We start from the raw sequence: 12,211 nt of genomic DNA on the forward strand, positions 1-12,211 counted from the left end.
GGCATGTTTCGTGTGGCTCGGCCTGACGATTTCGAGCAGATCATCGGCCTCTACCGGCAACTGAACCCCGACGATTCGGTTCTTGAGGATGGATCCGACGCGGCGGCTTTTCGGGAGATCCTGGGCTCGGCAGGACTGCGTCTCTTCGTACTCGAACTGGATGGGGTTGTCGTCGCCACGACGTATCTCAACGTGATCCCCAATCTCAGCCGGTCGGCATCGCCCTACGCCGTCATCGAGAACGTCGTCGTCGAGGAATCGCGGCGAGGCACCGGCCTGGGTAGGCAGATCATGGCCGGCACACTCCAGGCCGCCTGGGATGCGGGCTGCTACAAGGCGATGTTGATGACGGGCTCACGCAACCCCGCGACCCACGCCTTCTACCGAGCCTGCGGGTTCTCGGCCGACGTCAAGACCGCGTATCTCGCCCGACCACCGGCGCCCCAGAGCTAGGTAACTCGGGGAAGGTCTCGCGCAGCGCCGGCTCCAGCGCGCGGCCGGTCGTCGGCTCGATGAACAGGTCGGCGAGCAGGAGGTCGGCGAGGTAGCTGGGGTTGACGCCCGACTCCTTACGGCCGAGGGCCTGCATCGCACCGCCGAGCCGTAGGGCGGCCTTCGCCGCGCCGGACGGCAGGCGGGTGACCCGGCGGCGTCGGCCGACCGCCTCGGCGATGCGCCCGATCATGTCGTCCCAGGCGAGGTTCTCGTCGGCGACCGGGATGTCCGCGCCGCTGGCCTGCTCCAGGGCGTCCACCGCGACCTCGGCCACGCTGCGGGCCGAGGCCGCGGCGCTCCCGCCGGTCGGCGCGACCAGAGGGGTACGGGACCGCGCCCACCGGTCCAGCGGCCCGGCCCAGTTCGGCAGCCGGTCGCCGGCCCGGCCGAAGACGAAGGGCAGTTCGAGTACGGCGACCGGCAGGCCCGGGCCTGCGGCGTCGCGCCCCTCCCGGGCCTGCTCCAGACGGCACCGGATGTACGTGTGACGCTCGGCGAGCCGCCACTGCGGATGCAGCCGGTCGAAATAGGTGTAGTACGAGCCCATCACGACCGCGCGGGTGAGGCCCTCCTGGCGAGCGGCGGTGAGCAGGCGCACCACCGGCTCGACGTTGTCGCGGCGAAACTCCGGGTAGATCGGCTTGGGCAGCGGCCGCTGCTCGTCGGTGCGGGTCGCGTACACGACGCCGTCCTGACCGGTGAGCAGCGCTCGCAACTCGTCGACCGAGGCCGACCCGGCGTCGAGCAGGTGATCGACACCCGGATGGGCGGTACGCGCCGCAGTGGTCGCCGCATGACCGCGCTCGCGCAGCACGTCCACCACGTGCGCGCCGATCAGACCACTGCCACCCACCACAAGAATTCGCACACCGGATCGTCCACTCTGGAACCCGGTGCTTGTCAAGTCACGATCGGCGTCGATCGCCAGGGCACGTTCAGGTCCTGTCGCATCGCTGTGGCGCACGAGCCCCAGCGTTCGTCGAAGTGCCTTCTGACGACGGTGCGCAGGTCGTCGTCCGGCGCGGCATCCCGGAATGGTTGCCGCCACAACTCCCAGTCGGCCACCAGGCGATCGATGCGCTCCCGCTCTGATCGGCTCGTGTCCGTCTCGGTGAGCGCCTCCGTGGCCGTCTGCAGGATCTCCCACAGGGCGATGGCCTCCTCCCTGATCTCGGCGGAGGCGAAGAACATCAGGTTGGACATCTCCTGGTCCACCAGTTGTTCGAGAGTCGGCGCGTCGTCGGGAGTCGGGGAGTGCAGTCGGGGATAGAGCAGGGCGTTGCCCCACTCGTTGGCGACCTTGAGGAACGCGGCGTACCTCTCCGTCTTCAGGGCGAACCAGCGGTTCGTGTCCTCCCGGTCCCACCGTTCGCGCTCTCGTTGCCGTTCGCGTTCCCAGCGTCGGTCGTCCCGGGCGGACTGGATGGCGCTTCCTGCCACGATTCCCGCCACGCCGATGCCGGCGACTGCCAGGGTCACCCAGACGGGTAGGTCCGATGAGGGCATAGCGCAGGTTAACAACCAGCGAGGATGTCGTCGGTACCCCGACGTTCGCCTAGGTTTGAGGTGCTGGACACCATCGCCGTGAAACGGGGTTGAGGATGCCTGAACCGCGCGCCTTCTGGCTGGACGAGCAGTTCGACCGCGAACGCGGCACCGACGGGCGCGGCCGGTACGAGGCCGAGGTGATCGCCCGGATCGACGAGTTCGCCGACAGCTGGAACGACTTCGCGCCGGTCGCGTTCGCGGCGACGGCCTGGCGGGTGGCGAGCGAGTTGTCGCCCGGCTTCGTCCGCTGGCATCGGCGGATCGTCGCGGCGACCTGTGCCCGCAGCCCGTGGGACGGCAGCATGGTCTGCGCGGTGACGATGGTGTCCCGCTGGCCGGCCGAGTTGACCTGGACGAAACAGTGGCAGCGCGACCGGGGTTGGCGGGACTGGCCTCAGGTCTTCGGTCAGTTCACGACGCCGACGGAGCAGGATCAGACGCGCAGCCCGCATCTGCGCGCGCTGCTTCAGGTGGAAGCCCCGGTCCCGCTCGACGATCTGCCGCCGGCGCCCGGGGGTCCGGACGACGACGTCGCGTCCGCGGCGCGTCGGGCCGTGGTGGTGCTCGTTCGGGAACTCAACGACCTGCTCGCGCCGATGATCGGCCAGCTCGAAGCCGGGGTGCCCGCGGACTCCTGAGTCCGCGGGCACGGAGTTTCACGTTCCGGGCGTCCACCACCGACCCCCTCGCCGGTAGGGTCGTCCCGTGGATCTGGACGCCATCGCCTCCCGGCTCGGGGTGCCCGTCGAGGACGTTGACCGTGTGCACCAACTGGCTGGCGACCGGCCGTCGGCTCCGCTGCCCGCCAAGGCCGACGCGCCGGCGATCCTCGACCGGCTCGCGGTGCGGCCGGACGACGTCGCCGAGATCATGGCGGGCTGGCCCGACCCTGATTCGCCGCTGTGGACCTCGGAGCTGCGCTGGCTGCTCGACCGCTCGATCGCCCTGGTCCGCGCCGATCTCGGCGGCCACGGCTGGCTGTCGCCCGGTCCGGAGCTGCCCCGCGACCGGGGTCCCGCCTGGCGGCACCTCTACGTGTACGCGTACCTGGCCCTGGTCGACGTCGCCCGGGACTACCACCGCGACCACGGCATCCCCGATGCCGTGTCGTGGTTGAGCCTCGCGGACCTCGGGCGCAACCTCGCGATCGATCGGCGGATGCGCCGCGAGGGCTGGCCGGTCATGCAGAGTTGGCTGACGCTGCACGTGCGCGGCAGCGTCTACGAGTTGGGCCGGCTGCAACATCACCCTGGCGACGCGGCCATCGGCCTGCACGTCCCCGACGCGGGACCGCTGACCCCGGAGGCGGTCGCGGCGTCGCTCGACGAGGCGCGTGCGTTCTTCCCGCGTCACTTCCCCGACGAGCCCTACACCGCGTTCTCCTGCGGCTCGTGGCTGCTCGACCCGCAGTTGCTGGAATACCTACCCGAAGGCTCCAACATCGCCCGGTTCCAGCAGATGTTCGAGCTGGACCCCTACCAGGAGCAGGACGGTCCGGACGCCGACGTCGAGGTGCTGCGTTTTGTGTTCCGCACCCTGAGCACGCCGCTCGACCAGTTGCCCCGCCGCACCGTTCTCCAGCGCGCGATCGTCGACCACCTCAGGGCCGGCCGGCACTGGCACTGGCGGCACGGCCGCTTCCCGATTTAGCCACATCCGCGGCCGGCAGCGCCGACAGTCGATGGGCTCGGTGGGCCCGGCCCGGTCACCGACCAGGCCGGGCCCACCACTCGTCAGTTGGTGGTGAGGATGAACTTTTCCCACGAGCCGACCGCCGCACGGTTCGCGATCAGCGATCCCGCTCCGGCGTTCTCCGCGGCCACGATCTGGTTGTTGACCGTGGCCCGCAGACTGACCGTCCCGTCCGAGTTGGTGATGAGCTGGAAGGTCTCCCACGGACCGATCGCCGTACGGTTCGCGATCAACGGTTCCGCGCCCGCGTTCTCGGCGGCGACGTAGAGCCCATTGGCGCGTGACCGCAGGGCGATGGTGCCGTTGCCGGCGTCCACCCGGTCGAACTGCTCAGTCGTCCCGATGGTGGCCTTGTTGGCGATCAACGGGCTGCTGCCGACCGCCGAGACGTACTGGTTGTTGACCTGCGCCCGGAGGCTGATTCCGCCGATGGGGCTGGTGGTGCCGGTGGCGAAGGTGAACGCGTCGACGTCGAACAGGTTGCCGGAGCCTCCCTTGAAGACCAGGTACAGCGTGGTCGACGCGGCGGGCGGGTTGCTGATCGCGCCCGACACCTCGGTGAAGGTCTCCCAGCTACCGGTCACCGGCACCGTGACGGTGCCCAGCAGGGAACCGGTGGCGGAACCGGCGCGGACCTCGATGGTGCCGCCGGCCCCGGCCGAGGAGACCCGGGCGGTGAACCGGGTCGCGTTGGACAGGTTGTACGGCTGGTACGAGATCCAGTCGTTGTTCTCGATGAACCCGGCGGTGCGGCCACCCTCGGCGCTGGCGTGGTCGGCGAGTTGGACGCCGGACTGGGCGCCGAAGTGCTCACCCTGCCGGTGTTTCGGTTGCAGCGTCTTGATGCTGTGCGTGGTGAGGCCGCCGTTGTCGGTGTAGGCGGCGTCGAAGACACCGTAGATGTTGGCCGCGGAGTCGTGCTCACCGTCGGTCGGGACGGTGATCGTGCCACTGCAGCCGGTCTTCGAGGTGATCTGGTGGGCGTGGCTGTCGTGGCCCAGGGCGTAGGTGAGGCTCACCCTGGAGCAGTTGATCGTGCCGTCCTGCGGGTCGCTCACGGAGATCTGGTACGGCACCGTGTCACCGAAGGTGAACAGTTGCCCATCCGCGGGGGAGGTGAGCGTCACCGTCGGGGCGGTGTTGCCGACGGTGACGACCAGACTTGCCGTGCCGGACAGCCCCGTCGGGTCGGTGACCCTCAGGGTGGGGGAGTACGTGCCGTTGGTGGTGTACGTCTTCGTGGGGTTGGCCGCCGTCGACGTGGTGCCGTCGCCGAAGGTCCACAGGTAGCTCAGCGCGCCGCCCTCCGGGTCCGAGCTGCCGGCCGAGGAGAAGGCGATGGTCAGTGGGCTTGGCCCGGAGGTGGGGTTCGCCGAGGCGACCGCGATGGGGCTGCGGTTGCCGCCGCCGATGTACTCGATCCGGAAGAGCGCCTGGTTGTTCGCGCCGGTGCCGTAGTCCAGCACGTACAGGGCGCCGTCCGGGCCGAAGGCCATGTCCATGACCTGGGTGCCACTCCACGGGAAGTCGGAGATCTCCCCGCGGGTGCCGTCGGAGTTGACCGCGATGGCCTTGATCCAACGGCGGCCGTACTCGCCGGCGAAGAACTGGCCGTTCAGCGACGCCGGGAACTTGATGCTGGAGTTGAGCGAGGCGTCGTACCGGTACACCGGTCCGCCCATTGGCGACTCCGAGCCGCTGCCGAACTCCGGCGGCGATCCGGAGTCGCCGGCGTACCTGATCCAGGCCGGCTTCGCCGCGGGCAACGTGGTGAGCCCGGTGTTCCGGAACGAGTTGTTGGTCGGCCCGCCCGCGCAGTTGTACTTGGACTGCGATGGCCCGGACGGGAACGTGTACTCGCTGTATGTTTCGGCGGTCGTGTTGGTGCCGGTGCAGTACGGCCAGCCGTAGTTACCGGGCGCCGTGATCCGGTTGAACTCGACCTGACCGGAGGGGCCACGGTCGGAGTTGGTGGACCCGGCGTCGGGGCCGTAGTCGCCGAGGTAGACGACGCCGGTCGCCTTGTCGACGCTCATCCGGAACGGGTTGCGCATACCCATCGCGTAGATCTCCGGGCGGGTGCCCGACGTGCCGGGGGCGAACAGGTTGCCCGACGGGATGGTGTACGAGCCGTCCGCCTGCGGCTTGATCCGCAGCAGCTTGCCCCGCAGGTCGTTGGTGTTGCCCGAGGAGCGTTGGGCGTCGAACTGCGGGTTGCGGTTGGTCCGTTCGTCGATCGGCGCGTAGCCGGACGACTCGAACGGGTTGGTGTCGTCGCCGGTGGTCAGGTACAGGTTGCCGGCGGCGTCGAAGTCCAGGTCGCCGCCGACGTGGCAGCACTGCCCACGGTCGTTGGCGACCTGGAGCACGATCTTCTCGCTGCCCAGGTTGAGCGTGTCGTCGCTGTTGAGCGTGAACCGGGACAGCCGCAGGTGCCCCTTCCACTGCTCGAAGTCCGACGCCGAGCCGGTGGTCGGGGCGTCCCCGGACGGGGTGCTCAAACTGGGCGAGTAGTACAGGTAGATCCACCGGTTGGTGGCGAAGTTGGGGTCGACGGCGACGCCCTGCAACCCCTCCTCGTCGTGGGTGTAGACGGACAGCGTGCCGGAGACCTTGGTGTTGCCGGCCACGTCGGTGACCCGCAGGACGCCGTTGCGGGCGGTGTGGAGCACCGAGCGGTTGGGCAGGACGGCCAGGGACATGGCCTCACCGAGCTCGGCCGAGCCGGTGGCGAGTTTGACCTGCTGATAGTCGGAGGCGGGGATCACCGCAGCCTGGGCGGTGGACGGTGCGGCCACAGCCAGGGCCACGCTCGCGACGGTGGTGACCGCCGCGACGAGGACCCGGGGCCAGCGCCGGGGGTACGAGGGCATGATCGTCCTTCCTCGACGACCAGGGCCGGGCGTGCGGGGGCGCACCACGGCCAGGTGGGGGTGGTGAGGAGCGAACCGGGGTGGGGTCAGCCGGTGACGAGGTCGAACTTCTCCCACTGGCCGATGGAGGTCCGGTTGGCGATCAGCGCGGCGGCGCCCGCGTTCTCCGCGGCGACGTAGCGGTTGTTCACCGTGGCCCGCAGGCTCACCGTGCCGTCGGAGTTGCGGACGAGTTGGAAGGTCTCCCAGGCGCCGGCGCTGGCGCGGTTGGCGATCAGCGCGGCGGCACCGGCGTTCTCGGCGGCGACGAACTGCCCGTTGCTCTTGGCCCGCAGCGCGACGTTGCCGTTGCCGAGGTCGACCACGTCGAACCGCTCGCTGGTGCCGATGGCGCTGCGGTTGGCGATCAGTGCGGTGGTGGCGTTCGGCGCGCTCACGTACTGGTTGTTGGCCCGGGCACGCAGGCTGGAACCGCTGGGCGGCGGGGTGGTGGTGCGCGGCGAGCAGTCGGCCGTCACGGCGCCCGCGGCGACACGGAGGCCGCCGAGCAGCATCCGGGTGAAGTTCGAGTCGCTGTACGACGCCTCGGTGTGCCCGAGCCCCGTGTACCAGGCGCGTCCGCCACCGTAGGTCTTGCACCAGGTGATCGGGTGGTCGCCGCTCATGTTGCCGCCGCTGTACGACGACTCGTCGAGGCTGGCCAGGACCCGCGCGCCCGACCGGGGGTTGGTGCGGTAGTTGTACCACTCGTCGGAGCGGACCCAGGTGTCGCCGAGGTGCGCGGTCGACGGGTTCGTTCGGTCCTCGACCCGCACGGTCGCGGTCTGGATCGCCGGGTGCGAGTCGAACCACGCGCCGACCAGCCCGCCGTACCACGCCCAGCTGTACTCGGTGTCCGCGGCGGCGTGCACGCCGACGTAGCCGCCGCCGGCGGCGATGTACGACTCGAACGCCGTCTGCTGGGAGGCGTTGAGGACGTCACCGGTCGTCGACAGGAAGACCACCGCCTGGTACTGGGCCAGGTTGGAGGTGGTGAACTGGGCGGCATCCTCGGTCGCGGTGACAGTGAAGCCGTTGGCGGAGCCGAGCTGCTGGATGGCCGCGATGCCGTTCGGGATGGACGAGTGGCGGAAGCCGGCGGTCTTGCTGAACACCAGGACCTTGGTCAGGGGTGCCGCCGAGGCCGGCGTCGGAAGGGCGACCAGGCTGGCCAACAACACGGCCACGCCGGTGATGAAACCTAACAAGCGGGAACGGGAACGCATGCACTTGCTCCTCTGCTGAGCATCGACCCGGGCGCGCGCGTCGCTGGACGTGCGGCCTCGCCGGGGCCGGTTGGCGGTGGTACGGAGCCGGGCCGCCGATGCTCGGCTGAGATGCTGCGGGTGGTGTCGGGGTGCGCGACGCTGCGCCGTGCGGGGGCGCTCCCCACCCGCCGAGGGGGAAGCGTCACAGTCGCGACCGAAAGCGCCAGGAGACGGCTGGCGCGACAGCGACGACCATGCGCGATGGCGCCGCCAACGACTCGATCGACCAGTGTGGACGATCGAAGCACATCGACTTGCATCGCTGAGGCAGTAAACCTCCGATGTCTGCGCTCCGTCAAGCCCGCGCTCGCGCGCCTCTCGTGGCCATCAGGATGAGATCGGCGATCGCCTCCGGGTGGGTGACCATGGCGAGGTGCGAGGAGTCGACCTCGATCGTCGTCGCGTCCATCCGCTCGGCCAGGAACCGCTCCAGCTCAGGCGCCGTGGTCCGGTCCTGGGTGGAGATCGAGTAGTAGCAGGGCCTGTCCCGCCACGCGGCGGTCGTCGTACGGCCCTTGAAGAGGTCGTCGGCGATCGGCCCCTGTGCCGCGTAGAGGGTGCGCGCACGGGCTTCGTCGACTCCGCCCGCGAAGTCTTCGAGGAAGGCGCTCTCGCTCAGCTGCGCGTACCCGTCGTGGTGGACGACACCGGCGTTCGCCGGCGGCGTCGGATACTTCGCCGCGAGCGCGGCGTAGTCCTCGCCGGCGTCCGGCGCGCGGGCGGCGACGTACACCAGGGCGGTGACCCTCGGGTGGTTGCCGGCATCGCTGATGACCGTGCCTGCCCAGGAGTGCCCCACCAGCACCGTCGGCCCATCTTGGCGGTCGAGGGCGCGGTTGGTGGCGGCGACGTCCTCCGCCAGGGAGGTCAGCGGGTTCTGCACGGCGGTGACGGTCAACCCGGCCCGTTGGAGGATGGGGATGACGTCGGACCAGGAGGAGCCGTCGGCGTAGGCGCCGTGGACCAGCACGACATTGCGGGCGGGCTTGGTCGGGGACGTGTCGCTCATCTGGACCTCCGCACGCGACGACGCGGGTGCCACCGCTCAGCCGCCGACGACAGTTCTCACCTGACACTCTTCCCTACGCCGGTCGGGTCGGTGGGCCGAACACCGAGGGTCCGGACCGTCAACGTGCCGGGTCCGCTTCGAGGGCCTGCCAGTCCAGGCGGTCCCGGTACAGACGTCGGATGACGAGCCAGCTGACCGAGAACGGTATGGCTCCCAGCGCCACGACTCCCAGGACGCCGGACCCGGTGACGTCGAAGACCGCCCCCACGTCACCGAACAGTTGGGCGACCGTCTGGAAGGCGACGTGGAAGCCGATGCCCGCCCAGATGTCGCCGGTGGCGGCGCGGAAGGCACCCAGCAGGAGCGCGAAGACGGTGAAGAGCACGAGCCGGTCGACGGATCTGGCCGCCCCGGTGAGGAATCCGAACAGGGTGAACAACGCCGCCTGCCCGATGACCGCCTGCCACGCCGGCAGTCGGGTGGCGAGATTGTGCTGCAGGTAGCCGCGGAAGACGAGTTCCTCCGGCAGCGCCTCCTTCAGGAAGACGAGCACGACCAGCAACGCCGCCACCCGCAGGGCGTCCCCGACGGATGTCCGAACGCTGATCTCGACCCAGCCGAGGCCGAGGCAGAGCGCGAAGCCGACAGCGGCGGGGACGAGCCAGCAGGCCATGCCGAGCAGCAGACGCCGCCAACCGACCCGCAGGGGCGGCAGCCCGAGGCCGGCCCAGGGGCGTCGGTCGAGCAGACGGCGGGCAAGCACGACCAGGGGTACGACGAGCACCGTCGTGATGATCGCCCCGACGGCATGGGTCGGGCGATTGTAGTCGCGGTCGAGAAGAGCCCCGAGCGCCATCCATACCAGCACGGTGGCGCTGAACACGATGATGATCCGCCGCGGCATGGCGAGGCGAGGTTGGGTGCTCACCACGCGCAGCGTAGCCAGCGGCGTCAATGGCAGACCGTCACCGGCCGAGGACGAGGTAGGCGAGGCCGAGGATGCCCCGGTAGCCGCCGACGTACTGGCGCAACCGGTCGTCGAGTTCCGCGCGGACGTCGGCCGCGCGGGGATCCTCCGGGTACGTCAGCAGCCACTCCTGGCGGCCCGCGAGCCAGGTGGATTCGAAGTCGTCCCACTCCCGTTGGTCTGCGGTGCTCAGGTGCAGCACCCGCCAGCCCCGTTCCCGGGCTGCCTCGATCAGCCCCGGGAGGGTCACGACGTCCGGGCCGAAGATCTGCTCGACCTCCGGCGGCGGGGGACGGTCCCAGTAGGCGTCTCCGAAGAGCAGCCTTCCTCCCGGTCGGACCAGGGTGGCGAGCGCGTCGAGGGCGGCGCCGGTGCCACCGAAGGCGTGCGCCGAGCCGATGCAGAGGACCCGGTCGGCCGGCTCCTGCCAGGCCGCCACTTCCCCCATGACGAAGGCGACGTGCCGGTTCAGCGACCGATCCGCGGCCAGCCGCCGCCCCCGGGCGAGGGCGGCGCCGTCGGTGTCGACGCCGACGCCCCTCGTCGCGACCGGGCCGGACACGCCCCCGGCGGCGACCGCCCGCAGCAGAAGCTCACCCCAACCACAACCCAGATCGAGTACGCGCGCGCCGGGGCGGACGTCGAGTCGCTGCAGCAGCAACGCCGCGTGCTCCTGCGACAGCGGGGTGTTCCAGCGCATCCGCGCGTAGCGGCTGGTGGCGAGGTGGTCGGCTGACTGCATCCGTTGAGGGTGCCAAGCGGTGATCGTCGGCGTGCGCCGGGTCCGGCACCCGGGAGTACGGCAGGATCGGTGAGGTGGACGCGCAGAGGTCGGGCCCGCCCCGGCGGCCAACCCCGCAGGAGGTGGCGGCGGCGGCCGGTCGGGGCCTGGCGGACGTGATCGGCCCGGGCCTGCGGGTGCTGTTCTGCGGCTTCAACCCGGGTCTCTACTCCGCCGCGGTGGGGTTGCCCTTCGCCCGTAAGGGCAGCCGGTTCTGGCCGGCCCTGCACGGTGGCGGATTCACCGACCGGGAGCTGCACCCGTGGGAACACGACGAGTTGCTGCGGCAGGGCCTCGGCATCACCAGCCTGAGCAACCGGGCCACCGCCCGCGCCGACGAGCTGACGTCGGCGGAGCTGGTGGCCGGGGTCACGGGGTTGGCCGTGAAGGCCGAGCGGTACCGGCCGCGGTGGGTGGCCATCCTCGGGGTGACCGCGTACCGCATCGCCTTTGTCCGGCCCAAGGCCGAGCTGGGTCCGCAGCCCGGTCGGCTGGGCCCGGCTCGGGTGTGGGTGCTGCCCAACCCCAGTGGCCTGAACGCGCACTTCCCGCTGCCGGCTCTGACCGCCGAGTTCGCGAAGCTACGGCGTGAGCTGGGGGCCGAGGCGTGAGCTGGGGCTCAGGCGTGCGGTGTGGCGCCTTCGGCGGCCAGGGCCTGGTAGTAGGGCTGCATCGCGGGGTGGTAGTCGTCGAACTCGGGCCGGGCTGCGCCGTCCCGGGCGGCGACCAGCATGTCCAGGTAGTACTCCCAGCCGGCGCCGACCTCGGCGATGCCCTCCAGGTTGGTCAGGTGCTGGACGAAACGCAGTTCGGTGGTGCCGTCGGTCTCGGTCAGCGACAGCTTCAGCAGCCAGGTGCCGTAGCTGTCGATCATCGACACGGCGAGGCGCTGGTGGGGCTCGCACGCGTCGATGTGGACGTCACACCAGGGCTGCTGCTCCTCGTACGCCATCTGGACCCGGATGGTCCGTCCGGGCGTGGCGTCGCCCTCCCACGGACCGAACCAGCGCGCGGTGCGCTCCGACTCGGTCAGGCTGGCCCAGACGTCCGCCGCCGGGGCGCGGAACGTCCGGGTGAGGACGAGGTCGTGGCCGGTGGCGGTGCGAAACAGGCGTCCGGCGGGCGTACGAGTCATGCGGTGCGTTCCCTTCGGTGCTCCGCCGGGCCGCTGCTGCGGCGCTCTCGGCGGGTGCGATAGACCTCGGTCTCCAGCGCGTCGAGGTGCCGTTCCCACCGGTCGGTGGTGACGAGCCCGGCGAGCCAGTCGAGCAGCGGGGCGAGCGGGCCGGGGTCGAGGTGGTAGATCCTCTGCCGGCCAACCAGTTCGTCGCGGACCAGCCCGCTCTCGCGCAGCACCCGCAGGTGGCGGCTGATCGCGGGCCGGCTGATCGCGAACCGCCGGGCGATGTCGCCGGCGGCCAGTGGTTCGTCGCGCAGCAGGGTGAGGATGTGCCGTCGTACCGGGTCCGCGATCGCGGTGGCCACCTCATCCACTCCGGAAGCGTAACCTACAAGTTACGGATTTGGGTCGTCGCTGCG

13 protein-coding genes are annotated in these 12,211 nt (G+C 70.5%); 4 read left to right on the forward strand and 9 right to left on the reverse strand.

Annotation, left to right across the window (positions count from 1 at the left end):
* Positions 1 to 3: 3 nt before the first annotated feature.
* Positions 4 to 453 (forward strand): GNAT family N-acetyltransferase, encoded by a 450-nt coding sequence (locus HNR20_RS30020; protein WP_184186861.1) that lies wholly within the window; start codon positions 4 to 6, stop codon positions 451 to 453.
* Here HNR20_RS30020 and HNR20_RS30025 read toward each other — a convergent pair.
* Positions 410 to 1,363: an NAD-dependent epimerase/dehydratase family protein gene (locus HNR20_RS30025; protein ID WP_184186863.1), complete on the reverse strand. Its 954-nt coding sequence runs from the start codon at positions 1,361 to 1,363 to the stop codon at positions 410 to 412. The genes HNR20_RS30020 and HNR20_RS30025 overlap by 44 nt on opposite strands.
* Positions 1,364 to 1,395: 32 nt before the next feature.
* Positions 1,396 to 2,001 (reverse strand): hypothetical protein, encoded by a 606-nt coding sequence (locus HNR20_RS30030; RefSeq protein WP_184186865.1) that lies wholly within the window; start codon positions 1,999 to 2,001, stop codon positions 1,396 to 1,398.
* A gap of 95 nt (positions 2,002 to 2,096) precedes the next feature.
* Here HNR20_RS30030 and HNR20_RS30035 point away from each other — a divergent pair, with 95 nt between their 5' ends.
* Both HNR20_RS30035 and HNR20_RS30040 read left to right on the forward strand, forming a co-directional pair.
* The gene (locus tag HNR20_RS30035) at positions 2,097 to 2,681 is read left to right on the forward strand and encodes a hypothetical protein (RefSeq protein WP_229687239.1); all 585 of its coding nucleotides are present in this window, start codon (positions 2,097 to 2,099) and stop codon (positions 2,679 to 2,681) included.
* A gap of 67 nt (positions 2,682 to 2,748) precedes the next feature.
* Positions 2,749 to 3,693 (forward strand): acyltransferase domain-containing protein, encoded by a 945-nt coding sequence (locus tag HNR20_RS30040; RefSeq protein ID WP_184186869.1) that lies wholly within the window; start codon positions 2,749 to 2,751, stop codon positions 3,691 to 3,693.
* An 83-nt stretch (positions 3,694 to 3,776) separates the two neighbouring features.
* Here HNR20_RS30040 and HNR20_RS30045 read toward each other — a convergent pair whose 3' ends face one another.
* The 5 genes from HNR20_RS30045 to HNR20_RS30065 form a co-directional block, all read right to left on the reverse strand.
* Complete coding sequence (locus tag HNR20_RS30045) at positions 3,777 to 6,608, reverse strand: PQQ-dependent sugar dehydrogenase (protein ID WP_184186872.1); 2,832 nt, start codon at positions 6,606 to 6,608, stop codon at positions 3,777 to 3,779.
* An 86-nt stretch (positions 6,609 to 6,694) separates the two neighbouring features.
* Positions 6,695 to 7,873 (reverse strand): ThuA domain-containing protein, encoded by a 1,179-nt coding sequence (locus tag HNR20_RS30050; RefSeq protein WP_184186875.1) that lies wholly within the window; start codon positions 7,871 to 7,873, stop codon positions 6,695 to 6,697.
* Positions 7,874 to 8,210: 337 nt separating this feature from the next.
* Positions 8,211 to 8,924: an alpha/beta fold hydrolase gene (locus HNR20_RS30055; RefSeq protein WP_184186878.1), complete on the reverse strand. Its 714-nt coding sequence runs from the start codon at positions 8,922 to 8,924 to the stop codon at positions 8,211 to 8,213.
* A gap of 118 nt (positions 8,925 to 9,042) precedes the next feature.
* Positions 9,043 to 9,852: a CPBP family intramembrane glutamic endopeptidase gene (locus HNR20_RS30060; protein WP_184186882.1), complete on the reverse strand. Its 810-nt coding sequence runs from the start codon at positions 9,850 to 9,852 to the stop codon at positions 9,043 to 9,045.
* 37 nt (positions 9,853 to 9,889) lie between these two features.
* A complete protein-coding gene (locus tag HNR20_RS30065) occupies positions 9,890 to 10,633 on the reverse strand; it encodes an SAM-dependent methyltransferase (RefSeq protein ID WP_184186885.1) in 744 nt (247 codons plus the stop codon).
* 74 nt (positions 10,634 to 10,707) lie between these two features.
* Between HNR20_RS30065 and mug the strand changes: the two genes are divergently transcribed.
* Positions 10,708 to 11,283: a G/U mismatch-specific DNA glycosylase gene (mug, locus tag HNR20_RS30070; protein WP_184186888.1), complete on the forward strand. Its 576-nt coding sequence runs from the start codon at positions 10,708 to 10,710 to the stop codon at positions 11,281 to 11,283.
* Positions 11,284 to 11,291: 8 nt separating this feature from the next.
* Here the strand turns inward: mug and HNR20_RS30075 are convergent, their stop codons facing one another.
* Together HNR20_RS30075 and HNR20_RS30080 are read right to left on the reverse strand one after the other, a co-directional pair.
* On the reverse strand, positions 11,292 to 11,807 hold the full coding sequence (locus HNR20_RS30075; RefSeq protein ID WP_184186891.1) for an SRPBCC family protein: 516 nt from the start codon (positions 11,805 to 11,807) through the stop codon (positions 11,292 to 11,294).
* The gene (locus tag HNR20_RS30080; protein ID WP_184186893.1) at positions 11,804 to 12,166 is read right to left on the reverse strand and encodes a metalloregulator ArsR/SmtB family transcription factor; all 363 of its coding nucleotides are present in this window, start codon (positions 12,164 to 12,166) and stop codon (positions 11,804 to 11,806) included. The genes HNR20_RS30075 and HNR20_RS30080 overlap by 4 nt, the downstream gene beginning before the upstream one ends.
* Positions 12,167 to 12,211: the final 45 nt, after the last annotated feature.

This window comes from Micromonospora parathelypteridis, from assembly GCF_014201145.1.
Lineage (GTDB): Bacteria > Actinomycetota > Actinomycetes > Mycobacteriales > Micromonosporaceae > Micromonospora > Micromonospora parathelypteridis.